This window comes from Dietzia sp. 2505 (genome assembly GCF_040546785.1).
GTDB lineage: Bacteria > Actinomycetota > Actinomycetes > Mycobacteriales > Mycobacteriaceae > Dietzia.
Map to the genome: position 1 here is coordinate 686,840 of NZ_JBEPON010000001.1, position 26,435 is coordinate 713,274.

Annotated in this window: 22 protein-coding genes and 1 pseudogene; 8 read left to right on the forward strand and 15 right to left on the reverse strand. The window is 70.5% G+C overall.

The genetic code is table 11. The annotated features are described in order from the left end of the window. Position 1: 1 nt before the first annotated feature. Complete coding sequence (locus ABIE38_RS03085) at positions 2-1,147, reverse strand: alkaline phosphatase family protein (RefSeq protein ID WP_354053954.1); 1,146 nt, start codon at positions 1,145-1,147, stop codon at positions 2-4. 218 nt (positions 1,148-1,365) lie between these two features. On the opposite strand from ABIE38_RS03085, the gene ABIE38_RS03090 reads away from it, so the two are divergent. Further along, the gene (locus ABIE38_RS03090; protein ID WP_354053955.1) at positions 1,366-1,938 is read left to right on the forward strand and encodes a hypothetical protein; all 573 of its coding nucleotides are present in this window, start codon (positions 1,366-1,368) and stop codon (positions 1,936-1,938) included. A gap of 6 nt (positions 1,939-1,944) precedes the next feature. Here the strand turns inward: ABIE38_RS03090 and ABIE38_RS03095 are convergent, their stop codons facing one another. Genes ABIE38_RS03095 through ABIE38_RS03110 form a run of 4 tightly spaced genes read right to left on the reverse strand, consistent with a single transcriptional unit; the run spans position 1,945 to position 7,799 of the window. Next, on the reverse strand, positions 1,945-2,331 hold the full coding sequence (locus ABIE38_RS03095; RefSeq protein ID WP_354053956.1) for an MmcQ/YjbR family DNA-binding protein: 387 nt from the start codon (positions 2,329-2,331) through the stop codon (positions 1,945-1,947). A gap of 10 nt (positions 2,332-2,341) precedes the next feature. Beyond that, on the reverse strand, positions 2,342-4,834 hold the full coding sequence (locus ABIE38_RS03100; RefSeq protein WP_354053957.1) for a GNAT family N-acetyltransferase: 2,493 nt from the start codon (positions 4,832-4,834) through the stop codon (positions 2,342-2,344). Then, the gene (locus tag ABIE38_RS03105; protein ID WP_354053958.1) at positions 4,831-6,312 is read right to left on the reverse strand and encodes a lysine N(6)-hydroxylase/L-ornithine N(5)-oxygenase family protein; all 1,482 of its coding nucleotides are present in this window, start codon (positions 6,310-6,312) and stop codon (positions 4,831-4,833) included. Before ABIE38_RS03105 ends, ABIE38_RS03100 begins: the two co-directional genes overlap by 4 nt. Next, the gene (locus ABIE38_RS03110) at positions 6,309-7,799 is read right to left on the reverse strand and encodes a pyridoxal phosphate-dependent decarboxylase family protein (protein ID WP_354053959.1); all 1,491 of its coding nucleotides are present in this window, start codon (positions 7,797-7,799) and stop codon (positions 6,309-6,311) included. The genes ABIE38_RS03105 and ABIE38_RS03110 overlap by 4 nt, the downstream gene beginning before the upstream one ends. 211 nt (positions 7,800-8,010) lie before the next feature. Here ABIE38_RS03110 and ABIE38_RS03115 point away from each other — a divergent pair, with 211 nt between their 5' ends. From ABIE38_RS03115 to ABIE38_RS03135, 5 genes are read left to right on the forward strand one after another with little or no spacing between them, the layout of a single operon-like run. Next, positions 8,011-9,102 (forward strand): iron-siderophore ABC transporter substrate-binding protein, encoded by a 1,092-nt coding sequence (locus ABIE38_RS03115; protein WP_354053960.1) that lies wholly within the window; start codon positions 8,011-8,013, stop codon positions 9,100-9,102. Positions 9,103-9,105: 3 nt separating this feature from the next. Then, entirely contained in the window at positions 9,106-10,224 is a 1,119-nt protein-coding gene (locus ABIE38_RS03120) for a FecCD family ABC transporter permease (protein WP_354053961.1), read from the forward strand. Beyond that, positions 10,221-11,282: a FecCD family ABC transporter permease gene (locus tag ABIE38_RS03125; protein ID WP_354053962.1), complete on the forward strand. Its 1,062-nt coding sequence runs from the start codon at positions 10,221-10,223 to the stop codon at positions 11,280-11,282. Before ABIE38_RS03120 ends, ABIE38_RS03125 begins: the two co-directional genes overlap by 4 nt. Next, positions 11,282-12,166, forward strand: a complete 885-nt coding sequence (locus tag ABIE38_RS03130; protein WP_354053963.1) for an ABC transporter ATP-binding protein — start codon at positions 11,282-11,284, stop codon at positions 12,164-12,166. The genes ABIE38_RS03125 and ABIE38_RS03130 overlap by 1 nt, the downstream gene beginning before the upstream one ends. After that, positions 12,163-13,086: a siderophore-interacting protein gene (locus ABIE38_RS03135; protein WP_354053964.1), complete on the forward strand. Its 924-nt coding sequence runs from the start codon at positions 12,163-12,165 to the stop codon at positions 13,084-13,086. Before ABIE38_RS03130 ends, ABIE38_RS03135 begins: the two co-directional genes overlap by 4 nt. Positions 13,087-13,099: 13 nt before the next feature. On the opposite strand, the gene ABIE38_RS03140 is transcribed toward ABIE38_RS03135, so the two are convergent. From ABIE38_RS03140 to ABIE38_RS03155, 4 genes are all read right to left on the reverse strand, one after another. Beyond that, the gene (locus ABIE38_RS03140; RefSeq protein WP_354053965.1) at positions 13,100-13,819 is read right to left on the reverse strand and encodes a catalase family protein; all 720 of its coding nucleotides are present in this window, start codon (positions 13,817-13,819) and stop codon (positions 13,100-13,102) included. Between the two features lie 81 nt (positions 13,820-13,900). Beyond that, positions 13,901-14,500 carry an energy-coupling factor transporter transmembrane component T family protein gene (locus ABIE38_RS03145; RefSeq protein WP_354053966.1) on the reverse strand — a complete coding sequence of 200 codons (600 nt, stop codon included), beginning with the start codon at positions 14,498-14,500 and terminating at the stop codon, positions 13,901-13,903. Beyond that, positions 14,501-15,283, reverse strand: a complete 783-nt coding sequence (locus ABIE38_RS03150; protein WP_354053967.1) for an energy-coupling factor ABC transporter ATP-binding protein — start codon at positions 15,281-15,283, stop codon at positions 14,501-14,503. Next, positions 15,280-15,882: a biotin transporter BioY gene (locus ABIE38_RS03155; RefSeq protein ID WP_354053968.1), complete on the reverse strand. Its 603-nt coding sequence runs from the start codon at positions 15,880-15,882 to the stop codon at positions 15,280-15,282. The genes ABIE38_RS03150 and ABIE38_RS03155 overlap by 4 nt, the downstream gene beginning before the upstream one ends. Before the next feature lie 168 nt (positions 15,883-16,050). Between ABIE38_RS03155 and ABIE38_RS03160 the strand changes: the two genes are divergently transcribed. Then, complete coding sequence (locus ABIE38_RS03160; protein WP_354053969.1) at positions 16,051-17,298, forward strand: hypothetical protein; 1,248 nt, start codon at positions 16,051-16,053, stop codon at positions 17,296-17,298. A gap of 46 nt (positions 17,299-17,344) precedes the next feature. Here the strand turns inward: ABIE38_RS03160 and ABIE38_RS03165 are convergent, their stop codons facing one another. From ABIE38_RS03165 to ABIE38_RS03175, 3 genes are all read right to left on the reverse strand, one after another. Continuing rightward, a complete protein-coding gene (locus ABIE38_RS03165; RefSeq protein ID WP_354053970.1) occupies positions 17,345-17,890 on the reverse strand; it encodes a TetR/AcrR family transcriptional regulator in 546 nt (181 codons plus the stop codon). A gap of 77 nt (positions 17,891-17,967) precedes the next feature. Continuing rightward, entirely contained in the window at positions 17,968-18,669 is a 702-nt protein-coding gene (locus ABIE38_RS03170) for an ABC transporter ATP-binding protein (protein WP_354053971.1), read from the reverse strand. After that, entirely contained in the window at positions 18,666-19,793 is a 1,128-nt protein-coding gene (locus tag ABIE38_RS03175) for an ABC transporter permease (protein ID WP_354053972.1), read from the reverse strand. The genes ABIE38_RS03170 and ABIE38_RS03175 overlap by 4 nt, the downstream gene beginning before the upstream one ends. Before the next feature lie 156 nt (positions 19,794-19,949). Between ABIE38_RS03175 and ABIE38_RS03180 the strand changes: the two are divergent. Next, positions 19,950-21,420 (forward strand): annotated as a pseudogene (locus tag ABIE38_RS03180) (AAA family ATPase). A 111-nt stretch (positions 21,421-21,531) separates the two neighbouring features. Here the strand turns inward: ABIE38_RS03180 and ABIE38_RS03185 are convergent. The 3 genes from ABIE38_RS03185 to ABIE38_RS03195 form a co-directional block, all read right to left on the reverse strand. Next, positions 21,532-21,990, reverse strand: coding sequence for an Hsp20/alpha crystallin family protein (locus ABIE38_RS03185; RefSeq protein WP_354053973.1), 459 nt, complete (start codon positions 21,988-21,990; stop codon positions 21,532-21,534). A 123-nt stretch (positions 21,991-22,113) separates the two neighbouring features. After that, positions 22,114-23,607, reverse strand: a complete 1,494-nt coding sequence (locus tag ABIE38_RS03190; protein ID WP_354053974.1) for a lamin tail domain-containing protein — start codon at positions 23,605-23,607, stop codon at positions 22,114-22,116. Between the two features lie 703 nt (positions 23,608-24,310). Continuing rightward, a complete protein-coding gene (locus ABIE38_RS03195; protein ID WP_354053975.1) occupies positions 24,311-25,000 on the reverse strand; it encodes a YceI family protein in 690 nt (229 codons plus the stop codon). Positions 25,001-26,435 lie beyond the last annotated feature (1,435 nt).

Genomic DNA, 26,435 nt, shown 5'->3' on the forward strand with positions numbered 1-26,435 from the left:
CTCACCGCAGGATGAGGGGGATGTGCTGCTCTGCCGCGGTATTGGCCCCGTGGTGGCCGAGGAGGGTCGATTCCATCTTCTCGTGGTGGGTGCGGGCGAGGATGACGCCGCCGGTGGCGACCGCGATGACGTGACCCAGACGGTCCGCATGTTCCCGGCCCGGACCGAACAACTGCTCGTCCAGTGCCTCTTCCCGGCTCAACACCCGCGCGTGACCCGCCAACTCCTCGCGCCAGGCGGCCAACACCGCCGATTCCGACCCGGCCCTGGCGTGTACGTGCCGTACCCGGGCTTCACCGGCGACCGCCTCGACGTCCATGAGGAGCGACGGGGTGGCATCGATATCGATCACGGTCTCCGCGGCCACCATGCCGTGGTCGGCGGTGACGAGCATCCCGCAGTCGGGGGGCAGATCCGTCGCCAGGTCGGCGACGAAGGCGTCCACCTCGCGCAACGACTGAACCCATTCCGGGGAGCCCGGACCGTGGATGTGTCCGATGAGATCGAGGTCGCCGAAGTAGGAATAGACGAACCGTCGGGAGCGCGAGGGATCGGCGACGACATCGAGTACCGCCTCGCGGATCTCCTGCAGTGAGATCGCCGGACGATACTCGCCCTCCGTCCGGAACGCGGCGCGGGTGAGGCCGGATCCCCGGAAGTCCTCGCGCATGACGTAGGTGACGTCGACCCCCTCCTCGGTGAGCAGTTCGAGAAGACTCGGCAGCACCTGCACCTCACGGGGAGGGAACCGGTCCAGCGCGGAGGGCCCCTCCGCCGACCCCGTGGTCCAGCGAAGCGAGTTGAAGACGGTGGGTGTCTCTGCACCCTCGTCCGGGAGTGCGAAGCTGTACCCGACGATCCCGTGGCGAGAGCACGGCGCTCCCACCGCAAGGCTGGTCAGGCTCGTGGCCGTGGTGGCGGGGAATCCCGCGGAGATCATTCGCGTGGTCATCGCCGAGAGGGTGGGGGCGACCTCGGCGTGCTGCCGGATGAGTTCGGCGCCGAGACCGTCGACCAGGACGAGCACAGTATCCCGCGTGGGCGGGAGCGCCAGTGGGTTGCGGAGGTCGACGCCCAGGGAGGCGGCGATCGACGGCATGACGTCTGCCAGCGAATGGTCGGCGGGGGTCGTCGGGATCCCGGTCATGGCTCCACTCTCCCTCATCGCGCCCGCGTGCGGTGCGGACCGGCGCCGTGCGGGCAGACGGCATGAGGCCGTGGGGGCAGACGGCTTGAGGGAAAGGCGTGACGTGACGACGTGGTGGTCGTGACGTAACACTGCCCCGCCCGTGACGGATATGTGATGGACTCAAGAATCGTTAACTCATCGTGGGGCTCGCGCCCCCGTCATGCTCGGAGATCACTGTGACCAGATCCATTGCCTGCGCCGGTGCGCTGGCCGCCGCACTCCTCGTCTTCTCGACCGGCGCGGCCGCAGCGCAGAGCGCGGACGGCCTGTCGTCGGGCGCCCTCGACTCGTCGTCGCTCACCGGTTCCGCCGGCACGGATACCGATGCGGGCACCGGCGGCGGCCTCGGCTCCGCCGGCGACCTGCTTCCGGCCTCCGTCACCGGTTCGTTGCCCGGTTACACCTCCGGTCCGGTTGGTTCCGTCGCCAGCGCCGTCTGTGGAATCGGCACCGTGGCCGGCACGGCGGCCAACCTGGCGGGCATCCCGCTGCCGCCCATCGGGGTCGTGTGCATGGTCGTCAAGCCCGTCGCGGAGTCCGTCGACTTCCTGATGCGCGGGGACGTCCCGGGATCGGTCGACGCCGTCATCGGCGGGGTGCCCGTGGTGGGCGGCTCGCTGGCCGGAGCCGTCAACACGGACTCGGCGACCGACGTCGTGGAGGGTTCGCTGGGCGAGGAGCGGCTCGGCTCGATCACCGGGTCCTCGGTGTCGCCCGAGGAGTCGCCGGAGCTCTCCCCGGTGAACTGACCCGGATCAGCGCCGACCGCGCCCGAAGGCGTGGGGTTCGACCGGTCGCTGCGCGCTGGGGAGCCCGGCCACGACGAGTCGGTAGGACTCCGTGACCAACTCCTCGACCACATCGGGGCCGAGGCTCCCCCCGGGGTGCAGTGAGATCCAGTGCCTCTTGTCCATGTGGTAGCCGGGGGTGATGTCCGCGTGCGCGTCACGCAGGGCGAGGCCGTCGGAGGGTGATGCCTTGATCACCACGAGGGGCTCGTCGTCGACCACGGTGTGGATCATGAACACCCTGCCTCGGACCTTGTAGACGTCGGCGTCCGGTCCGAACGGGAACTCCAGGGTCGTCGCCGGTAGCTCGCGTGCCCGCATCGCCGCACACCTCTGGAGTTCCCGCCCGTTCATCCCACCGACGCTACGACACGCTGCGGGCTCCGTCATCGATAAGAGCGTTCCGCACACCTGCTTCTCGGCCGACGAGTTCGGAACGCTCTTGGCGACTCGTGCGACTTTCGGGATCCGCGGGGTCGGTCGGTCCCGGTGCGAGGGGATTGGCGAGGGTGCCCGCGAACTGCAGCGAGCCCGCCTGATCCGTCAGATCCACCATCTGCCGGGTGTCGCGCAGTTGCAGACGGTTCAGGCACGAGTGCCGGAACCGCGGCGCGAACAGCGCCTCCCACGTCGCCGCGTCGACCTCTCTCCGGTCGCCGGCATCGCCGGACAGCGTCAGGAGGCACCGGCGCGTCTCGTCCCAGAATTCCGACGCCGGTAGCACCCCGGACTCGTCGAGGATCGCGGCCAGGTGACGCAGGACCCCGTCCATCACGTCGGTGTGGATGCTCAACGCCGCCGTCTCGGCGTCCACGACGTGACGGATCCGCTCTATCCCCTCGGGCAGCGGTCGGTCGGTCACCACGGCCACCTCCTCCCCGATGTCCTTGAACAGCACCCGGCGTGGCAGGTGGTCCGGGCCGATCACCACGATCACGTTCTCCCCGTGGGGCATGAACACCAGCCCGTGCGCGAGCAGACAGCGGGCCACCGGCAGAACGTAGGAGTCGAGAAGCGCGCGGAGCCACGTGCGGGCGTCCGACCCTGACCGCTCCAGGTGTTCGACGACGAGGGGGCGCCCGTGCAGGTCGACGTGCAGTAGGGAGGCCAGCGTGAAGGCCCGCTCGCCCTCCGCCAGTCGCGGCACCGGGCTCTCGCGCCACAGGGCGGCGATCATCTTGGTGTGCGGCCCCTCTTCCGAGACGCCGGACTCCGCTGCGCGGTGGTAGGCGTCGCCGGTGTACCCCACCGCTGCGACCTCGCGCAGGATGCCGAAGTCGAGCGCCCGGAGCACGGGATCCCCGGCCACCAGACCGGCCACCCAGTCGTTGACCGCCGGGGTGTCACGCATATACCGAGGAGACAGTCCGCGGGTGAAGCCCATGTTCTGCACCGCCAGTGCCGTCTTGACGTACCCGCGCTCGGGACGGGTCACGTCGAAGAACGTGCGGACGGACTGCTGAGGGCGGTACTCGCTGCGGGACTCGCCCAGGTGGACGAGGTCGCGGCGGGCCAGGTCGGGGCCGAACGCCACGGCGATCTTGTGCTGCCACTGCCACGGGTGGACGGGGATGAGGCGGTACCGGTCCGGATCGAGGCCCAGCTCCCGAAGTCGTGCGTCGCACCTGTCGAGGTCGTCACGGCCGAACTCCCGGAGGTAGTGCTCGCTCTCCTCCAGCCCGGCCACGGTGGCGAGGTGGCTGAGTTCACGCCGGGCGGCGAGCCACACCAGACGCACCGTCGCGGGGGCCTCCGGGGTGTAGCGGTGTCGGTCGGTCAGCCCCAGTCCGATTCTCCCGTTGTTGGCCACGAAACCCGGGTGCCCCTCGGTCATCGCGGCCTCGACCTCCTGCAGGTGGGCGCCGGCGAGTTCCTGCACGGGGCGGGCGCGGTGGTGCAGACAGAACGCGGCGGACCCGAGGGTCGCGGCGATCTCCTCCAGATAGACGCCCACAAGAGATTCGGGGACCCCGAGCACCGGGGCCAGCGCAGTGATGAGGGCCAGGGCGTCGGGTTCGACCGGCTGGCCGGCGATCTCCCGGCGCAGCGAACCCTCGTCCACCACCCAGTGCTCCAGAGGCAGGACCCGCCCACGGAACAGCCACCTCTCCTCACCCGCGCGCACCCCGTACACGCCCGGGTCCGCCGTGGCGTGTGGCGAGACGAGTCGCTCGTGAGAGAACTCGGCCAGCGCCTTGGCGCACAGGTGGCGGTGGGCCCGTCGCATCGCGTGGCCGGTGAGGTGCGCGTGGGGTTCGGCACCGGTCGACGGGCGTGACGACGACACGGCCCGTGTGGTCCGGCCGATCTCGGAACCCCGGAAGTCCCCGACGTCACAGAAGGAGAGCAGGGCGGTCTTGTCGGCGAGCTCCACCGGCCCGCCCTCCCGGAACCCGGCCCGGGCGTTGAGCCGGTGAACGGGGGTGTTGCGGATGTCCGGCTCCACCACCACACGCCGGGCGCCCAGCGCACCGAAGGCGGTCTCGCAGATCGCGCCGATCACGGCGGCCGTGGTACCCGGCACGGGGGTTCGCGAGGGGGCGACCAGCAGGTGCATGCCCAGGTCCCCGGGTTCGTGGGGGTACCTGCCGTCGAGCTCGACCGCGGCCGGGTCGTAGAACACCGCCAACCCCACTCGCAGTCCGTCGATTTCCACCATGTGGACCTGCCGGTGTGGGCTGTCCTGCCAGTCGCGGAAGAACGCCGAGATCTGGTCGGGCGCCATGTGCTGCATGCCCCAGTACGCCGACCCGGGGTGCGACAGCCAGGCGTGGAGGGTCCCGACGGTATCGGCGTCCGAGGGCAGGGTCGAGAGCGAGACGAGCCCGGCGGGAGTATTGACGGTGTGGTGGTTCATCGGGCCTCCTGGGCCTGCTGGTCGGCGGGCGAGCGGTGCTCGGCGGACGTGCCGGGTCGGGTCGGATCGGTCTCCCGGGCGGGGCTGGACCCGCCTGCCGGGACACCGAACCGCTGGAACGCGATACGTGACTCGACGGGGTAGACCTCGCGACCGGTGACGGACCGCAGGATGATGCTGTTGCGCATCGCCCCCATCCCCAGGTCCGGGGCACTGAGACCGTGGGTGTGCTCCTCCGCGTTCTGCACGTGGACACGCCGATGCGCGAGGTCGATGGTGTGGTCGCGCGCCACGCGGTAGCGACGGGGCCGGCCCGCGCCGGCCTGCTCGGGTCCGGGATCCTCCCAGTCGATCTCCGAGGCGATCCCGTCGAGGAACCGCGGAGCGGTGGGAGAGTAGCCGGTGGCCATCACCAGACCGTCCGTGTGGTGCTGCCAGGCCCGGCCCGTGTCGTTGCAGTGCAGGTCCAGGCGGATCCCGGCCTCGTCGACGGTGGCTCCGTCCAGGGCGGTCGCGGCGACCAGCAATCCGGTGTCCAGTCCGTGGGCGGACCGGCGGTAGAGCAGGTCGTGGATCTCGTTGATCAGCTCGGCGTCGATGCCCTTGTAGAGGGACCGTTGCTCGCGCAGCAGCCGGTCCCGCGTGCCGGTGTCGAGACCGTGGAAGTGGTCGATGTACTCCGGGGAGGTCATCTCCAGGGTGAGCCTGGTGTACTCCATGGGGAAGAACCGGGGGGACCGGGTGATCCAGTCCACCCGGGGGCCGGAGTGCCCGGACGTCGCCACCAGGTCGTGATAGATCTCGGCGGCCGACTGGCCGCTGCCCACGACGGTCACCGAGTCCAACCCGAGCAGATCGTCGCGCCGGTGCAGGTAGTCGGCAGCGTGCAGCGCGACCTGTCGGCCCGCGTGTGGGGAGGCGCCGTCGAGCGAGTCCGTGTCGACAGGCGACCACGGGGTGGTGCCGATCCCCAGGGCGAGATGCCGGGCGCGGTAGGTCTCCGTGCCGTCGGAGGTGATCGCGGTGACCCGGTAGACGGGACCGTCCTCGTCGTCGGTCGCTCCGTTCCCCCCGGCCGACCCGCCCCCGGCGTCCTGGGCCGTCTCGCGTCGGACGTCGACCACCTGCCGTCCCCACCGGAGTCCACCCACCCGCTCGGAGGCCCAGCGACAGTACGCGTCGTACTCCGCGCGCAGGGGCTGGAAATTCTCGCGGATGTAGAAGGGATACAACCGGCCCACCTGTTTGAGATAAGACAGGAACGAGTACGGCGAGGTGGGGTCGGCCAGCGTGACCAGATCGGCCAGAAAGGGCACCTGGATGGTCGCGTCGTCGAACATGAGTCCGTGGTGCCACTCGAAACCCTCGCGGGCGTCGAGGAAGACGGCGTCGATCTCCAGCGGTTCGGCGAGGCACGCCAGCCCGAGGTTGAACGGACCGATGCCCACCCCCAGCAGGTCGTGGATCTTCCCGCTCATGACAGCACCCCCGCGGTGGTGGCCTGGCGCATCCCGTCGGCCAGGTACTGGGCCGCCTCCCGGACATCGGCGAGCACGGCCGCCACGTCCTGGTCCGACAGTTCGGGGTCCAGGATGGTGAGCTTGAGGCAGGGGCGGCCGTCCACCACCGTCGCCGCGACCACCGAGCGCCCCTCGGCGAATAGCGCGTCCCTGACGGGACGGACCAGGGCGTCGGACTCGTCGGGGTCACACCCCCCGGGCCGGGGGCGGAACAGGACGGTCGACAGTGCCGGCCTGCGGACCAGCTCGAGGTCGGGCTCGGAATCGATGGTCCGACCGATCCGCCGGGCCACGTCGATCGCGTCGTCGAGCATGCGGCCGATCCCGTCGGCGCCGAGTACGCGCAGCGTCATCCAGAGCTTCAGCGCGTCGAAGCGGCGGGTGGTCTGCAGGGACTTGTCCACGGCGTGGTCGTCACCGTCCGCGGGGTTGAGGTAGTCGGCGCTGACGGTGGAGTGACGGAAGCCGGAGCCGTCCCGCAGGAGCAGAGCGGACGCGGCCACCGGCAGGAAGAAGGTCTTGTGGAAGTCGACGGTCACCGAGTCCGCCAGCCCGATCCCCTCGAGTAGATCGCGGCGGGTGGGGGAGACCAGCAACCCGCCGCCGTAGGCGGCGTCCACGTGCAACCAGACGTTGTGACGTCGACAGACCCCTCCGATCTCCCGCAACGGGTCGATCGCGCCGTGGTCGGTGGTCCCGGCCAGGGCGACGACGGCCGCGACCTCGTCACCTGCGTCCGCCACGGACGCCAGGGCCCGGTCGAGGGTGGTGGGGTCCATGCGGTCTCCGTCCCCGGGCAGGACGATCACGGCGTCCGGTGCCAGGCCGAGCAGACGCGCGGCCTTGACCACGCTGAGGTGTGCGTGCTCGCCCGTGACGATCCGCAGTCGGGGCAGACGCGCGCAGCGGTCCGCGGGTGTGGTCCCCCCGGGGCCGGGGCGGGAGAGCCGATCCTCGCGTGCGGTGAACAACCCATGGAGGTTGGACTGCGAACCGCCGGTGGTGAAGACGCCGTCCGGCGTGACCCGGTCCGGCCGGTCGAACCCGATCAGGTCGGCGACCCAGTCGACGAGTTTCTGCTCGATGAGGCACGCCGAGGTGCCCTGGTCCCACGTCTCCACTGCGGTGTTGACTGAGGTGGCGAGTGTCTCGGCGGCCAGCGCGGGGATGGTGACCGGACAGTTGAGGTGCGAGAGGTAGCGGGGGTGGTGGTACCCGACGGCGTGGTCGAGGTAGAGCGCACGCACCTCCACCATGGCCTTGTCGAGCGTCCCCAGCGGGGCCGCCAGATCCACCGCCGCGGTCTGCGCCGCGAGATGGGCGGGAGAGGCGGACGAGCGCGGGGTGGTACGACCGTCGAGGTATCGACCGACCTCGGCGGTCGCCGCGGCCAGGGCGGCGGCGTGGTCCTTCCGGCTGCGGTGGTTCAACAGGTGTTCGTTCACGGGTGCTCCGAACTGATCGGGGACGTGGGTACCGGCGAACGCTATGAGGGTAGGCTAGCCTAATCAACACTAGGGTGATATGAATCACGTTGCGGCCCAAGCGAAGTGGGAATGTGGGAGTACGGCCTTGCGTTTCGGCGTATCGTCGCTCTACTGTTGCCCCGATAAGGTAAGCCAAGCCTAATCGGCTTTGATCCCACTCGGAGACCCCATGAGTTCACTCGCCGTCCGATCCCGTGTCCGTCCGGTCGACGCCCCTGATCGTGCACGGCTCGTGCTGATCCTGGCAGCGCTCCTCGCGACACTGGCGGTGTTGGCCGGGTGCACGACGGGCTCGGTGGATGGATCGCAGGACTCGGCCGCGGCGACCGACGTCGAGCGCGACGGGGACTTCCCCCGCACGATCACCCACGCGTACGGGCAGACGGAGATCACCGAGCCGCCCCAGCGGGTGGCCACGATCTCCTGGGTCAACGCGGATGTCTCGCTGGCGCTCGGGGTGGTGCCGGTCGGCATGCCGAGGAACTCGTTCGGCGGCAACGCCGGTGGATCCACCGACTGGTTCGACGCCGAGCTGGAGTCGGTCGGCGGCGAGATGCCCGAGCTTTACTCGGAGACGGACGGCATCAACACCGAGGCCATCGCCGCGCTCCAGCCCGACGTCATCCTGGGTGCCTACTCCGGGATGACCGCCGAGGAGTACGAGACCCTGTCCAAGATCGCCCCCACCATCGCGATGCCCGAGGGCGACGTGGCCTTCGGCACGCCCTGGCAGGAGTCGACCCGCCTCATCGGCGAGGCTCTCGGCCGCTCGGAGCGGGCGGAGGAGCTCATCGACGAGGTGGAGGACCGGATCGCTCAGGTCGCCGACGATCACCCGGGCGTCCGGGGGACGACCTTCATCTACGGGACGGTGGACCCCGACGCGGCCGAGAAGATCTACGCCTTCACCGACGTGGACAACCGACCGCGCTTCCTCGAACAGTTGGGCATGGTGCAGGCTCCTGTCGTCTCCGAGGCCTCGACCGGTGCCGCGGACCAGTTCGCCGTGACCTGGTCGCCCGAACGGGCCGACGAGCTCGTCTCGGACATCCTGGTCACCTACGCGGCGTCGCCCGACGTGCGCGCCGCGATCGAAGCGGACCCGTTGCTGGGTCGGATCCCCGCGGTCGAGGCGGGCCGGATGGTGGTGCAGACCGACGAGCAGCAGGTGCTGTCGATCTCGGCGGCGTCGCCGCTCAGTCTGCCCTGGGCGCTCGACAACGTGGTCCCGGACATCATCGCCGCCGCGGAGCAGAACTGACCGATGCAGGTGACCGCGACGAGCCGGATCGATCCCGCCACCGCGGGACCGCCGGCCGCCCCGGTGCGGACTTCCGTACCGGGGCGTCGCCGCGTGGTGCTGGGCACCGTGACCTCCTCGGTGCTGCTCGTCGTGTCGGTGGCCGCGTCCCTTTTCCTCGGATCCCGGTCGGTCGACCCCGCCGTCGTCGTCTCGGTCCTGACCGGACTTCCGTCCCAGTTGATGTCCGGAGACCTCGCGGCGGCCCTGGCCCCGGGGTCCGGCGCGGGGATGGACGAGGCGGTGGTGACCGCTCGCGTCCCCCGCACGATCACCGCGATCGTCGTGGGTGCCGCACTGGCCGTGGCCGGCGCCGGGCTGCAGGGTGCCACCCGGAACCCGCTCGGTGACCCGGGGTTGCTCGGGCTGACCGCAGGTGCCGCCCTCGGCGTGGTGCTGGGGTTGGCGCTGGCGCCCACGGCGGGCCCGACCGCGGTCGCCGTCTTCGCCGTCGTCGGGTCGCTCGCCGCCGGCATGGTGGTCGTGGGGGCCGGGCGCCTCGGCGCCGACTCCGGCACCGGACTTGTGCTCGCGGGAGCCGCGGTGACGGCCGGCTGCACCGCGGCGACCTCGTCGCTGGTCATCGCGCTCCCCGGCGTGCTCGACCGGTTCCGTTTCTGGGGACTGGGATCAGTGGCGCGCTCCGGGGCCCCGGAGATCACCGCCGCGTTGCCGTTCATCCTCCTGGGACTCGCCCTCGTCCTCGCCGGAGCCGCGTCACTCGACGCACTCGCGCTGGGCGACGACCTGGCACGGGGGCTCGGGGTCGGGCCGGTGGCCGGACGGGCGGTCGTCCTGGGGGGAGTGGTGATCCTGTCCGGGGTCGCCACCGCGCTGGCCGGTCCGATCGCGTTCCTCGGGCTCCTCGTCCCCCATCTGCTGCGCCGGCTCGTCGGGGTCGGCAGCAGGGTGGTCCTGGGGTTGTCCATGATCGTGGGCCCCGTCGTCCTGCTCCTCGCCGACACCGTGGGGCGTGTCCTCGCCCCGCCGGGTGAGATCGCCGTCGGTGTGATGACGGTGGCGATGGGCGTGCCGTTCCTGATCGCCATGCTGCGGATGAACCGGGGGGTGGGTGCCTCGTGAGCACCGCAGTCCTCGACCGGCCCGCCGACCGTGTGGAGACGGAGGAGCTCGTCCGGACGCTCTCCGCCGGACGCCGGAGGCGCGCCCTGCTCCTGGTACTCGCACTCGTCGTCGCCCTCCTGGCGGCAATGGCCGTCCGCGTCCTCCTGGGTCGGTACACGGTGACCATCCCCGACTTCCTCGCCATCCTCGGAGGGGCGACCATCCCCGGCGCGACCTTCGTGGTGATGGAGGACAAGCTTCCCCGCGCGGTGCTCGGCGCGCTGGCGGGGCTGGCGTTCGGCGCCTCCGGAGCCCTGTTCCGTCGGGTCCTGGGCAACCCGCTCGCCAGCCCCGACATCCTGGGCATCTCCCACGGGGCGTCCGCGGGGGCCGTCGCCGGTATGGCGTTCTGGGGGCTGCGCGGGGTGGCGATCATCCCCGCGGCGCTCCTCGGGTCCGCGGTGGCGCTGGCCCTCGTCCTGAGCGCCTCCGCGGGACGCCACACCGGGATCGTGGGCCAGCGATTCCTGCTCGGCGGCGTGGCCGTGGCCGCACTGGGCACCGCCGTGGTGACCCAGCTCATCGCGCGACTCCCACTGGCGGGAGCGCAGGAGGCCGCGGTCTGGACCGTCGGCTCGCTCTCCGGTGCCTCGGTCCAGCGAATCGTGTGGCTCGGGGCCACCCTGGCGCTCCTGCTGCCCCTGGCCATCTGGTTGCACTCCGCCCTCCGGCCCGCGGAGCTGGGGCCCGAACTCGCGGTGGGGTTGGGTTCCCGGCCCGTCCCCACGCGCGCTGCCGCGCTCGGGGTGGGCACCGTGCTCGCCGCCGCCGCGACCGCGGTGGCCGGTCCCCTCGCCTTTGTGGCCCTGCTCGCCACGCCGATCGCCACCGCACTCGGCCGTGGACGCCCCAGGATCGTCGCCGCCGCACTCACCGGCGCGGTGATCGTGGTGGTGGCCGACATCGTGGCCTCCGAGGCCCTCAGCACCGTGGACCTGCCCACCGGTGTGGTGACCGGCGCGCTCGGTGCCCCCGCCATGCTCTGGATCCTCCTGCGCTCCCGAAAGGTCGCCTGATGAGTATCACCACCCCCGTCGCCACCGCGTTGCCAATGGAGTCACCGCCCGGTTCCGCGCCCGCCTTCCGCCTGCGTGGGCTGACCCTGGGTTACGGGGCCGACCCCGTGATCCGGGATCTCGATCTGGACATCCCCAGCGGCCGCACCACGGTGCTGATCGGCGCCAACGGCTGCGGCAAGTCCACCATCCTGCGGGCCCTGGGTCGCCAACTCACCCCGCTCTCCGGATCGATCGAGGTGGCCGGGCGGGACCTGGCCACCGTCAGGTCGCGCGAGCACGCCAGATCGGTGGCGTTCCTCCCGCAGTCGCCGCTGGTGCCCGAGGGCCTCACCGTGGCGGAGTTGGTGGCCCGCGGCCGCCACCCGCACCGGCGGTGGTGGGGGTCGGGAGACGGCGACGACGGCGCGGTCGCCGAGGCGCTGGACCTCACCGGCACCGCGGGCTTCGCCCATCGCCGGGTCGAGGAACTCTCCGGCGGCCAGCGCCAGCGGGTGTGGGTGGCGTTGGTGTTGGCCCAGGCGACCCCCACGCTCCTGCTCGACGAGCCGTGCTCGTTCCTCGACCTGGCCCACCAGCTGGACGTGCTTGACCTGGTCCGCGATCTGCCGCTGCCGGCCGGCCACGACCCGGATCCGGACGGCCCCGGGGCGGGTCGCCGGACGGTGGTGGCCGTCCTCCACGAGCTCACCCTGGCCGCGCGCGTGGCCGACCACCTGGTGGCCGTGGCCGAGGGTGGGGTGGTGGCCGCGGGGCCGCCCGATCAGGTGATCAACCCCGAGACGCTGCGCCGGGTGTTCGACCTGGAGGCCGACATCATCAGCGACCCGCTCACCGGCCATCCCGTGGTGTTGCCGCGGGGACGAACGAAGGGGACAGTATGACCGCTATCGCCGTAGAGGCCCCGATCCTCGTCGCGCGGACCCGGGTGGTCCGGGTCCGTGCACTGGGGGAGTCCTACCTGCGCCTGGTGTTGGCCGGCCCGGATCTCTCGAGGTGGTCACGTGACGTGGTGGACCCGGGGACGGTGCGTGACGCGTACATCAAGGTGTTCGTCCCCCCGCCGGGCGGGCGGGGGATCGTCCCCGACCCGCTCGCCATCCGGGAGTGGTTGACCCTGCCCGAGGAGGACCGGGGGTGGATGCGGACCTACACCGTGCGGCGGGCCGACTCGATGGAGCTCGACGGCGAGCGGGTCCCCGCGCTGACCGTGGACGTGGTGGTCCATCCCGGTGCGGACGAGGGACCGGGTTCGGGATGGGCGCGGTCGGTCCGTCCCGGGGACACCGTGCACCTCGCCGGCCCCGGGCGGGGTCACGCCCCGTGGGCGGCGTGGGCACCGGGAGCCGCCGGCCGGGTGGTGTGCGCGGGTGACGAGACCGCGGCGCCGGCCCTGCTGTCGATCGCCGGGGAGCTCGCCGCGGAGCCGCGGGGGAGGAGAGAGGTCCGGATCGTCCTGGAGTTGCCGACACCGGCCGACGTGCTCGCGCTGTCGACCGAGGCGCCGGAGTCCGTCACCCTGCTGGCGCGGTCCGGTGAGCGGGGACACGCGCTCGTCCATCACCTCGGCGGTCTGCTGGGCGTGGGTCAGGGGTGCGTCGAGTCGGTCCTCGACGGACGCCGTCCCGCCGAGCGGGAATGGCAGACGGCCACCACCGTCTCCGCCGGGGATCCGTATGTGTTCCTGGCCGGGGAGGCGGGTCTGGTCCGCGCGATGCGACGGCTCGCCGTGGACGGCGCCGCGATACCCAAGGGGGCCGTGTCGTTCATGGGCTACTGGCGCCGGGGTTCGGCCGAATCCTGAGCGGTCGACCGGATCACGTCGTCTCCCCGCCCTCGTCGGGTGCCGGGTACGACGGATCCCGCAACGCGCCGAGCAGACGCGGATACCGCGATCCGGGCAGGCGGTTCCCGACGGGATCGAAGTGCAGGTTCTCGTCGTCGTCCTCCCAGGTGTCCACCGTCACACGCCCGAGGGTCTCCCATCTGCCCAGCGGAGTGGCGTGGTGGAGGGTCCACGTGCCGCCGTCGCCTGTCGGGATGGCGGCCAACAGTAGCTGCCGCCCGGCGACCCTGACGGGGAACATCGAGGTCATGGTGCGGCCGGTCGTGCGCCATCCGGTGGTCAGTACGTAGCGGCTGATCGGACCCAGGCCCGTGCTCGCCAGCAGGATGTCCACGGGGCGGTCGGCGTGGATGCGGATGGCCATCCCGCCGATGTCGGGGACGACGTCCGGCAGACCCACGGCGCGCGAGAAACGGATCGTCGCCGGCCACCTGCCCGTGATGTCCAGGAGCGGTGAACCGGTGCGGCCGACCCCGGTCACGCTCAGGGTCGCTGTGGCGACGATGCCCTTGGGGTGCAGGGCCTTGGGGCGTGCCAGGCGCGTCACCGCCGCCGCGACCCCGAAGACCGATCCGAGGAGACCCGCGACGGGAGACGAGCGCACGGCCACCTCGGCGGAGGGCTCCGGGCGGCGGTCGGCGGGAACGTGGACGGAGGTGCCGCGGGCGGTTCTCCGATGGGTGCGGGGCATGACCTCAACGATACGCAGTGGCGGGTCTCCCACCGCGGGGTCACGGTCGGCGCATTCGCGACCACACGCGAGGAGGGCGGCTCAATCGTCGACGCCGCGGGCCGCCAAGGCGTCGCCGAGCTGGTCGGCCGTGGTGAGCGCCCCGAGCACGGTGGGGACGACCAGCGCCCTGATCGACATGCCCAGGCCGCGTGCCTTGCGGGCCTCGGTCACCTGCCGCAACTGCCGGGCGAGCAGGGGGATCGCTCGGATCGTCAGGACCAGCACGAGCGCGACCCGATCCGGCGAGACCCCGACGCGGCGCAGCGGCTGGGCGGCCCGGGTGACCGCGTCGAGCATGTCCGAGACCTTGGTGGTCAGCGCGACGAGGCCCGCCACCGCCACCGCCACGAGAAGCGCTCCGCTCACCCGCAGTGCGGTGTCGAGGTCGGCGACGATCCACTGCAACACCAGGATCGCGAGCAACATCGGCAGCACCGGCCGCACCTGGTCCCAGGCGGCGCGTGGGCGGATCCGGCCTACGGTGTAGAGCACCGCGGCGAACCCCAGCGCGGGCAGCACGTGCCAGGCTTCCCGCACCGACAGCGACACCGCGAGGATCAGCGCGCAGACCAGGAGGATCTTCAGGCCCGCGGGCAGGCGGTGGAGCAGCGAATCCCCGGGTTGGTAGGTGGCGAACACCTAGACCCCCGACGCCGAACCGGTATCCGGGCTCGAACCGGTATCCGAGCCCGAGCCGGGACCCGAGCCCGAACGCAGCGCGATCCGGCGGTACCCCGCCAGCGCGGCCGCGGGGACGTCATCGATCACCACCCGGCCTCCGTCCACCACCAGCACGCGGTCGAAGTCGGCCACCAGGTCCAGGTCGTGGGTCACCACCACGAGCTGCTGGGGGAGTCCGGCGAAGGTCTCGGCCACGAGCGCGCGGTTGCGCAGGTCGAGCAGGGTGGTGGGTTCGTCGGCCACTATCACCGACGGCTCGATCACCAGCACCGCCGCCAGGGCGAGCAGTTGCTTCTGCCCGCCGGACAGGAGGTGGCAGGGGTGATCGGCGTGACCGGACAGGTTGTAGGTGGCGAGCACCTGGTCAACCCGTCGTCGTCGGTCCTCGCGGTTCAGGCCCGAACGGCGCAGGGAGAAATCCACGTCCTCCGCGACGGTGGGCATGACGATCTGGGTGTCCGGATCGGTGAAGCAGAAGCCCACCCGGCGGCGGACCCGGGCGCCCTTGCGGCGGGTGTCGAGGCCGTCGACGGTCACCGTGCCCGAGGTGGGGACGACCAGACCGTTGATCATCCGCGCGAGCGTCGACTTGCCACCGCCGTTGACGCCGACGATACCTATTCGCCTCTCGGACAGCACCAGATCGATGTCGGCGAGGACGGTCCGGTCTCCGTAGGCGTGGTTGACGCCCTCGAACCGGATCTCGGTGCCGCGGTCGTCGGCCGCGCGGGGGTCGGTCACGCGGGGGTCGAACGCTGCCCACGCAGCGGGGCGATCAGACCGGGCCGCGCCTTGTGGACCTGGACGGCGACGACGGCCGTGATGACCGCCTTGACGAGGTCTCCGGGAACGAAGACCCCGTTCGCCGCGATCGCGGCCGTCAGCGTCAGCTCGGTGCGGAGCAGCATGCCCACCACGCCGAAGGCGTAGATGACCACGATGCCGCCGAGGATGTTGATGAGCAGACCGGGGATCAGCCGGTACCGCGGCATCAGCATCGCGGTGAGCAGGCCGATCACGACGACGGCCGGGAGCCAGCCGATGAGGAAGCCGGCGGTGGGACTGGCCAGCGCGGTGAGTGTGGAACGACCGCCGGCGAGGACGGGCAGCGCGAGACCGATCACGATCACCGCGAGCACTGACAGCAGACCCTTGCGCCAGCCCAGCAGCGCGCCGGCGAGCATGACGCCGAGCGTCTGCAGCGTGATCGGCACCCCCGCGGAGCCGATGCTGATCTGACCGGGGAGACCGAGGACGACGATGAGGGCGGCGAACACCGCGATCTGGGCGAGATCTCGGGTTGCGCTCCGGGCCGGGGCCTGATCGATGGAGGTGCTCACGTGGACTTCCTTGTCACCTGAAAAACTGATCGACGATGTACGGGGTTCATTGTTGCCCCTGTCACCCCGAACCGCCTCATCGGGGTGGGCGGCTCCGCGTGTCCGGTCGCGGGCGGGGCCGCACTGGCTTAGAGTGACCTGAATCACATCCAGCGGTTCGGGGGACCAGTGACGACTCGATCCCAGCGCGTCTTCGGCGAGGTCATCGCCGCATTCCTCGTGGCTGTCCTGGCGGTCGTCCACCTGCCGGCTCACGTCAGCGCGCAACCCTATGCCGTCTACCTGGACGTCGCGGCCGACAACCCGCACGGCGAGTCGGCGGGAGGCTTCTCCACCGCCATGACCACCGATCGCGAGCAGTTGGCAGCGGCGCTCGACGTCGTGCGGGCAGCAGGCGTGGCGCCGGAGCGATACGGGACCCTGGCTCGTCAGTACTGGCTGGTCGTCGGTGCGGAGAACGCGGGGATCGACCTCGCCGAGTGGGAGCCGGCCCGGGGGCTGGAGGCGAACCTGGAGACGGTCGACAAGGTGTACGTGAACTACCTGCGGTTGTACAACTCCCACGACGGGTTCTGGTGGACCGGGATGGCCGGGTTGGCCGGGATGTCGTTCGCCGCGGGGTTCTGGGACCTCGACGAGGTGGGGGGCGTGCTCAGCGTGCCCGGGGTGCACGAGGTCGGGGTCGGGGTCGGTGACGCGTTGAGAGGAGTGCCGTGGGAGCTGGCGGCCGGGATGCCGCGCGACGTGCGACTACTGGCCACCGCGGGCCCGACGCTCACGCGACCGGACGTGGACTGGTATCTGCACCGGTTGCTGATCATGCAGCGCAACATCTTCATGGACATGGTCCCGATTCACGAGGCCTACCTGGCAGGGGGGTTGCCGGCGGTCAGGGAACTCGCGGCGGGCGGGGCGTATGACGACTACGCGCTCGAGGCCTGGCGGAGGCTCGACGAGGGCTCACCGGACGGTAGGTCTGAGGGGCTGCTGCGGATGGCGTCGCGGGAGCAGAACCAGATCATCGCCGACCAGTGGGACGCGACGTCGGCCGGCCGTGGGGACGTCGGTCGGGTGCTCACCTACCTCACCACGGTGGGCGGTGCCCCCGATATCCCCGGCGCCTCCACCCTGGGCGAGTTCCGCCCGCTGTCGGTGCGCGCGGATGTCAATGGCCAGCCCACGGTGATGCAGACCCCGCTGCCCGCGTTCAACTGGGCCGACAGGGAGCCCCGCTGGGAGTACATCGAGCAGGATCTCGTGCCGGCGTTCCGATCGCTCGTGCGCGACCGGCCGGCGGAGGCACCGGGCTACCTGGATGTGGGTTTCCGGCCGCGGGCCGAGCAGAACCGCATCCTCGCGCGGCTGCCGGTGTTCGCCGGGCAGATGACGACGGGGTGGGCGATCGGGCCGGGGTGACGCGAGACTCGTGGGTCGCTACCCCGTCGCCGTGCCGTCTCACCGGTCAACCCGGCGGATCGATGAGGGCGTCCACCGCGGTGAGCACCTCGTCCAGGGGCCGCCCGCCCTCGATGAGTTCGGAGGCCTTGAACGTCACGGCCATGACCAGCTCGGTCGTCAACCGCGGATCGGAGGGGGACGACTCGGCGAGCGAGTCACGAAGCGGGGTGGTCATCTCGGTGTGCATCCGGGTCAGCCGGTCCCGTGCCGGGCCGTCGGGGAGTTGCGCGGCCAGCGCGGTGAGGATCGCGTGGTCGCCAGCGGCGACCAGATCCAGGGTCGTGTGCACGTAGGCCACGACCCCCCGGCGCCCGCCGCCTGCGTCACGCACGGCCCCCGTGACGGTGTCGATCCACCGTGGCATGAGGTCCTCCGCCACCGCGACGACCACCTCCGCGCGCGAGGAGAAGTAGGTGTAGAAGTTCGACCGCGTCATCCCCGCCCGGGCGGTCAGCTCGTTGATGTCGGGCGGCGTACCGGGGGCCTCGGAGAGCATCGACCGGGCCGCGTCGAGCAGGGCCCGACGCTTGGCGTCCCGGTGTTCGCCCACGGTGGGGGCGTCGATACGTGGAATGTCGGTCTCCCGTCACCTTCTCGGCGGAGGCCCGATCATACGTGGACGTGCGGTCATACGTGCGCGTGCAGCCGCCCGTCGACCATCTCGAGGACCCGGTCGCAGTGTTCGAGGATCTCGTGGTCGTGCGTGACCAGAACCGTCGCGACGCCGTTCCGGTGGGTCTCCTCGGCGAGCAGGCGCACCACGTCGTGGCTGTTCCTTCGGTCCAGCGCGGCGGTGGGTTCGTCCACCAGCAGCAGCTCGGGCGAGGACATCAGGGCGCGGGCGATGCCCACCCGCTGGCGCTCGCCGCCGGACATGGTGGCCGGGCGGCGGCGCGCGCGGTGGGGCAGGCCGACGGCCTCGAGCAGGTGGTCGGGATCGCGGAGCCGGGACCGGTCTCCGCCGAGTGCTCCCACGAGCCGGAGTTGGTCGCGGGCGGTGAGAGCGGGCATCAGGTTGCCGGACTGGAACACGAACCCGACGTGGTCGCGCCGGAACCGGGTGAGGTCCAGGCGGCCGAGACCGGTGAGGTCGCGGCCTCCCACCTCGACGGTGCCGGAGGTCGGGGACAGGAGCCCCCCGGCCACGGCCAGGAGGCTCGACTTGCCGGCTCCGGAGGGGCCGACCACGGCCAGCACCTCGCCACGGGCCACCTCTACGTCGATCCCGGACAGCGCGTAGAGGGTGTGGTCGCCGTCCCGGAAGGTCAACTCGACACCGCTCAGGCGAAGACCCGGGGTGGTGGCGTCGCCGGTGCGTGTGATGGTCATCGGTTCTCTCCCAGTGCGCTGTGCGGGTCGACGGCGGTGATGCGGATGGTGGCGAGGGTGGCACCGGCCAGCCCCAGTGCCAGGAGGAGGACGGCGCCGAGTGTGATGGGTCCGGTCTCGAGGGCGAACGGCATGCCGGTCCCCACCAGGAAAGACCCCACTCCCACGCCGATGGCCACACCGACCGCGATGGACCCCACCAGAAGGATGAACGCCTGCCCGACCGCGTCGACCAGGAGTCGCACGGTCGAGGCGCCCATGGCCCGCAGGACCGCGATCTCGCGAGAGCGTTGGACGGTGAGGATGGCGAAGAACGCCCCGACGACCAACGCCGAGATGGCGTACAGGAACCAGGTGATCATCGACATCGTCATCATCTCGGCCTGGTAACCGGGCGAGGAATCGAACGCCTCCTCAAGGGTGCGCGCCGAGGTGTCGGCCGCGATATCGCCGGTGGACAGGTCGGGTAGCTCGCCGTCGACCCCGGTGATGGCCACCACGCTGTACTCCTCGCGGGCGCCGGCGCGTGGCTCCTCGCCGAGGCGTGTACCGGCGTGGACGTCCTGCCAGGTGGGCAGGGTGGTGAAGGCCATGTCGACGTGGCCGAAGGTGTGCTGGTCGGCCGCGATGCCGACGACCTCGAGGGGGATCCCCAGTCGGTCGACCGTCACCGTGTCGCCCAGGTCGACGTCGTCGGCTGCGGTAGCACTGATGAGGATCTCCCCGTCGGACGCGGGCGCACGGCCCTCGGCCACCTCGGGGACGAGCGGACCTTGCGGGTCGGCGCCGATGAGGGTGAGGTCCACCGGGGTCCCGGCGGAGGTCCTGGCGTTGATGATCGACAGACCCATCGGTGTGGCCATTGACACGTCGGGTCGTGCGGCCCAGGCCTCGACCTGGTCGGGCCCGACAACTGACCGGGTGAACGCCGAGTCGGTGCGGGTCTCGGGAGCGAACGCGACGGCCTGGACGGGCATGCGCTGCAAGCCGGAGACGCCGTCGTTGACCAGTCCCGAGGACAGCCCGGCGAGGAGAACCATGAGGACGCTGATCAGGGCCACGACGGACCCCATCAGGGTGAATCGGGATCGCGCGTAGATCAGTTCGCGCCAGGCGAGAAACATGGAGGCCTTCCGGCATCGACATCGGGAACGGAGAAGATGCTAACACTGTGTCAGTATCATGCTGACATAGTGTCGTGAAAGTCTCACTGTGTTGTGGGGTCGGCCGGACCCGGTGATTCGACCCGGCCCGCGGGTGTGGGCGGGTACTCCTGGTAGATGCCCCGCGTCATTCCCGACACCCCCGTCTACGGCCACCCCTCCGAGGAGAGGGTCGTGGAGCTGCTCGCCGATCAACTCTCCGAGGACAGCCTGATCGTGGTGGGCCAGCGTGTCTCCACCGCGGAGAAGGAGCACGAGGTCGACATCCTCGTGGCGGTGCTACGTCGGTAACGACCCGCGATGGCCCGCCAGATACCAGCGGTGGACCCACATGCTGGTCTTCCCGCACGCCTCGATCCCCGACGACTTCGCGATGCCGACTATCCGACGCGACCGCATCGTGCACAGGGGCCAGCTCGATCAGCTCGCCCATCGCGCGTGCCTGTTGGCGCAGATTTCCGGCCCGCAGGATCGGCCGTTCCTGTCCGTCGACACCGTCAACCGACTGGCAGAGGTCCTCGGTGGACGGGGGCTCCCGCAGCGCGACGTGGTGACCCGCGCCGCGGAGAACGCCGACATCGCCGATGCGCTCACCCGCGAGCAATCGGTTCTGCGCCGGGCAGTTGACGCACTGCCACGCGTGGAGATTCGTGGTGGCGCGGGTAGCGGCAAGACCTACCTCGCACTGGAGCAGGCGCGGCGTCTGTCGAGGGCCGGGCAGCGCGTCGCGTTGATCTGCTACTCGCACGGCCTCGCGGGATACCTCAGACGCGTCACGAGCGGATGGAAGAGGCGCGAGCAGCCCGCGTACGTGCGGGAGTTCCACGCGCTGGGCGTCGAGTGGGGCGCACCCGCCGGGCCCGACGAGCGGGTCCGGTCCGAGGCGACGGTCCGTTGGTGGGAGGAGGAGCTCCCTCGCCTCATGGCGGAGCTGGCCGACGACCTGCCCGACGGCAGGAGGTTCGACGCCGTGATCGTCGACGAGGCCCAGGACTTCGCCGACAGCTGGTGGCGTCCGGTCATCGGTGTGCTGCGCGATCGTGAGCTCGGCCGTCTGATGATCGTCGGCGACGACGGGCAGAGCATGTTCCGGCGGACTGGTCGGCCGCCCGTCGACCTGGTGCCGCTGGTGCTCGATCACAATCTGCGCAACACGCGCCAGATCGCCAGGGCCTACCTGCCCCTGGTGGGGCAGCGGATGGAGCTGCGCGGCGGCCCGGGGCACGCGGTCCGCTACGTCTAGGTGCCGGAGGGTGCGGACCCCGTGGCGACCGGCGACGACGAGGCGATGCGGCTGCTCGACGAGGGCTGGGAGCCGCGGGACGTCGCGTTGCTGACCACCGGATCGCGGCACCCCATGCAGGTCGAGTTACAGGAAGGCGGGAATGACACCTACTGGGAGACGTTCTGGAGTGGCGAGGACATCTTCTACGGCCACGTGCTCGGGTTCAAAGGCCTGGAGCGCCGCGCCGTGGTGCTGGTGTGCAACCACCACGACGGCATGGACCGGGTCCGCGAGAGGGTGTACGTGGGGCTGTCACGGGCAACCGATGTACTGGTGGTGGTGGGTGAGCCCGGTGCGACATGAGGCGCCAGGCTGGCGGGTGGGTGCCGGCGCTGTGCTCACGAGCCGAAATGGGGGACCACCGCCCGGCCCGGTGAGGGGCCGGGCGGTGGTGAGGCGGTTCAGGAGCCGCGGTCAGCTTCCGAGGTCGGCGGAGCCTTCGACGATCTCGGCCTGCTCCGCCTTCTGGGCTCCGTGGGAGACGGTGATCTTGCGCGGCTGGGCCTCCTCGGCCACGGGGATCACCAGGCGCAGCACGCCGTCGCTGTAGTCGGCCTCGATCTTGTCGGTCGCGAGGCCCTTGCCGAGGGCGAGCTGCCGGGCGAAGGTGCCCGACTGGCGCTCATGCATGAGCCACTGCGCATCGCCCTCCGCTGGCGCGCGGCGCTCGGCACGGACGGTGAGGGTGCGGTCCTCCACGTCGATGTCGATGCTGGAGGGATCCACGCCCGGCAGGTCGATGAGGCCCACGAAGCGATCGCCCTCCTTGTACAGGTCCATCGGCAGTGAGGTGGAGGCGGTCGCGCTGCGCAGTCCCTCGCCCAGGAGGCGATCGAGCTCACGGAACGGATCGAAACGGGTGGTGGTGGCCATGATGGTCTCCTTCAGGACTGGTCGGGGTGCGCCCGGCGTCTCCGGGATCGCACACGGTTCAACTCGCCGCCGTAGTTGAGTATTCCCGACTCAGGGCGAAAATGTGACTTGAGCCTGGTGCGCTCAGCCCAGCGCGTCCGCGGGCAGAAATGGCAGGAGTGCCGCGAGGGATCCGGCCTCGAACCCGATGTCGGCGATCGACCCGGAAAGCGAGCCCGACACCGGGTCCCCGTCCTCCACGGAGCACTCGCCGGCATCCGTCGCAGCCGTCCGCAGACCGGCCCCCTCGGTGGCGCCGTCGTCGGCCCACAGGAAGCGGACCCGCTCGGAGGTGCCGGTGGCGCCCCCCAGCGTGCACTCGACGGTCTCGCGGTGGGAGGCGAAACCCTCGTTGGCGAGGTTGGGCATGCCGGCCGGCCGGGCGTGGAGGGTGCCGTCGGTGACGAACCCGGTCCCGTTGAAGGTCATCTCGAGCGAGCGTCCCTCGCACACCTCGTCACACAGCACCCGCAGGATTCCGTCCACCTCGTCGTAGTCGAGCGCCATCACGCCCGTGAACGGTGAGGTGTACTCCTGCATCTCTGTCACCGCACCTCCGGCGCCCAACTGCACGAAGTGGACCTTCCCGGTGCCCTCCACGCCCACGGCGAAGGCTCCGCCGAACACCTCGGGGAGGTATTCGATCGCCTCGAGCCCGGCATTCGCGCCGACCGGCCCGGTGAGGGCGGCCAGCGAGTACTCGTCGGTCGCGCTGAGCGTGCCGGAGTCGCGGTCGGTCGGCAGGACGAAGCGCAGGACCGACGGTCGGCTGGTGCTACTGGCGTCGTTGTTGCGCTCGGTGGCCACGTAGATCGCGCCGTCCGGTCCCACGGTGACGCCCTCGGAGTCGGGTCGGCCCGAGCCGTCGGGGTACTTCAGGACGAAGGTCCGGGCGACCGAGTATGTGCCGGAGGCGAGGTCGTAGGCCAGGACGTAGAGCGTGCCGGTGCCGTTGTTGACCACGTAGGCGGTGCCGTCGGCCGCGATGTCGACGCCCGACATGTCGTCGTCCTCGGCGAAGTCGCCGCCGAGCGCGACGGGGGTGATCGTCAACGGGTCGAAGGGCCAGGCTGACGTCTCGACCGGGTCCTCCCCGATGGCCGCGACGTTACGCCCGTTTCGGGTGGATTCACCTGTCACGGCGAACTCGCCGGTCTTGTCGGGGATGCGGCCCCATGTGGTGGGGGAGTGACCCGACCAGGTGGTGGAGTCGACGATCGCGCCGCTCGCGTCCCGGAGGATCACCGAATCGTTGCCGCCGAGCCCGAAGTAATCCGGGTCCACGTCGGTGTAGACGGACCAGTATCCGCCGGACTCGATGGTGGTCCCCTCGGGGATGACGATCGGATCGTGCGTCGGGTCGTCGTCGATCAGCGTCCACCCCGAGATGTCCACATCCTGCTCGGTGTCGAGGTTGGCCAACTCCACCCAGTCGCCCACGGGGTCGCCGTTGGACTCGACCTCGTTGATCACCACGGTGGTGGCGGGCGCGGCGGGTGCGGCGGCGGGAACGCCGATCGCCGCGCCGGCGGCGAGGGCGACCGTGAGGACGCCTGAGCTGATGGTTCGTGAGCGCATCGGGGGCCTTTCCTGGGCAATGATTCAGTGACTGACCAGGTGACCGTAGGAGGGTCGGGTGCCGGGTCCGTGTCCGATGGGTGGCGACGAGCTGAACAGTCGTTGCGGTCGGCCGCCGGGCACCGGCAGGTGCACCCGGCCCGAACTGATGGAACCGATCAGGCTCCACGAACCGTCGAATCGATCAGAAGGACCTGGAGACGACCGACGAGCGATCAAAGACGAGGCAGGGCGACGAGTGAGCACACCACGACCGGGACGGGCCCGCAGGCCGCAGAGGTGGGACCCGCTGTCGCCGTCCCGTGTCATCTCTACGGTCGTGCTGCTACTCCTGGGGGCGGTGGGTGTCTCGGTCGGAGCGTGGAGGGGTGTGTTCCCGATCGAGGGCGGCCTCCGTCCAGAGGAACTTCCCGCCCACTTCATGCTGCTCACCCTGAGCCTGATGCTCTTCCTGGTGGCCGAGCTCTCGGGGTCCGTGCTGCTCTGGCGAACCACGTGGAGTGAGCGGACCATCACGATGTGCATCGCGTCGATCCGTGGCCTCATCGCCGCGTACGGAATGGTGTCCACGGTGGTGTTCGCTCGTGCCGCAGAGTCTGCCTGGGCGTGGAGCGCCGTCATCCCTGTGGCGTTCATGGCCTACGTCGTGCGTATGGAGATAGGCCTCCGAAGGGAGATTGAACCCCTTCAAGCCGAGGCGCGGCTACTGCCTGGCCAGGCTCACCAGGAAGTCGATCGTTCCGGACGGCTCCACGGCGACAAAACCGAGGCTCGGAGGCTCGACCCCCACCTCGGCCCAGGTGAGGGGGACGGCGCCGGAGGCGATCAGGTCGTCGCCCGACCGTAGGACGGTCACCTCGGTTTCCTCACGCACGGTCGTGCCCTTGATGGTCAGCTCGACCACCATCGGGATCGACACCGTTGTGCCGTCCGACGGCACCGCAGCCAGATCCACAGGTTCGGCCACAGTGAGTGTCGCCGAGGGGTGGGACGCGGAGTCGAGGATCTGGGGCGAGCGGGCCTGTGCGTCGCGCTGGTCGATGTCCGTCTGGATTCCCGCCACCTGGACGTCGAACGATGCGGACTCGAGGGTGGTCCCGGACACGACCGCCCGCCCGCTCACCTGGTCAGTGCTCCCCACGACGGTGACCGGTTCCCCCCGCAGGATCTCGTTGACCGTGTACCCGGCAGTCGTCTCGTTGGGCGCGGTCCCCGGGACCACCACCCACGATCCCTCCAGGTCCCCGGTCGCCACCTCGGCTCCGTCGACGGAGACGGTCGGGGCCGGTGCGTCGTCGCCACCGCGTACAGCCTTGTAGAGGTAGGGCGCCGCGATCAACGCGATGATGACGACGACGACCGCAGCGCCGATGATCCAGGGGAGTCTCCGCATGTGACGAGCTTAGAAGTCGATGCCCCGTTCCGCAGTGACAAGGCGTTGAGGATCGACCGTCGAAATGATGAGTCGACCTGGCTCCCCCTCAGGTCGATGACGTGGCGTTCAGGACCTTGATTCGCGACTCTTATCACGGAGCGTCACTTATTCTCATTCTCAGCGGCAGGTTGGTCGCGAGCGTGTTCGGGTAGCCGGGAGGCGCGACATGGGCCAGAACCCTCCTTCTCAGTGGAGTGATTACCCCACGTCGGAGTTCGGACAGATCTCTCAGGCGAGCCCGGGGGCGACCACCCAGAAGCAGTCGATGTCCCCGGCAACGGCCGTGATGATCACACTGATGGCCGTGCTGATCGTGGGTCTCATCGCAGTGGTGGCGTTCCTGATGATCCCGCGATTCACCGGTACGACCGCTGCACCCGTGACGTCGACGGTGTCCGCCACCGCGACGGCCCCGAGTGTCGTGGAACCGGACCGGCCTCAGGTCCAACCGGCGCAGCCTGCTGCACCGTCCGGCTCGTTCATGTGCTCGAACGTCGGCGGGGGCCCGCTCTCGCATTCCGCGGTGGGCTCATCAGTCACCTCGTGCGAGTTCGCAGTGTCAGTCCGTTCCACTTACCTCGCATCCGGAGGCAACGGGGGCCCGATGACCATCGACGCCTACAGCCCGGTGACGGGCACGACATACACGATGTCCTGCTCGGGTGGTCCCGTCGTGACCTGCACCGGTGGCAACAATGCTGTCGTATACATCTACTGATGGGATCGGTAGGTAGACGATGGTCAGCGGCCTCGGCCGCCTGTGCGCTCGTAGTGGTCGCGACCGGGTGCAGCGCGCTCACCATGGAGGGCGGATCCCCGCAGACCGTCTACGTCACTTCCACAGTCACCACGGTCACGCCGGGTCCAATTGAGCAAGGCGGAGTCGGAAGGTCGGACACCGCTCCGGGCACGGTCTCACCGGCCGCCGACCCGACGGCCGGTTGGGCGGATCTCGACGGCGTGATCGGTGGTACCTCGAGACCGGTCGGTATCGCCGTCACGGCGGTCGGTGGCGGGTCGGATGTGCTGTCGGCGGGAGACGTGCGGTCGGGTGTCGCCTGGTCGACCATCAAGGTTCCCCTGGCCGTCGCGGCGGCGCGTGCTTCCCCGTCCTCGCTCGAAGCGGCGACCACCGCGATCACTGCTTCCGACAACGCCGCAGCCGAGAGATTGTGGGACTCTCTCGGCGGGGGAGCAGCCTCGGCGTCCGGGATCAGTGCAGTACTCGCGGATGGGGGTGACAGCACCACGCAGGTGCCGACAGCCCGCACCCGTGCGGAGTACTCGATTTTTGGTCAGACCCAGTGGCCGCTCGTAGATCAAGCGCGGTTCGGCAGTCTCCTACCGTGCATCGGATCGTCGAACCGAGTTCTCGATCTGATGGGCCAGGTGT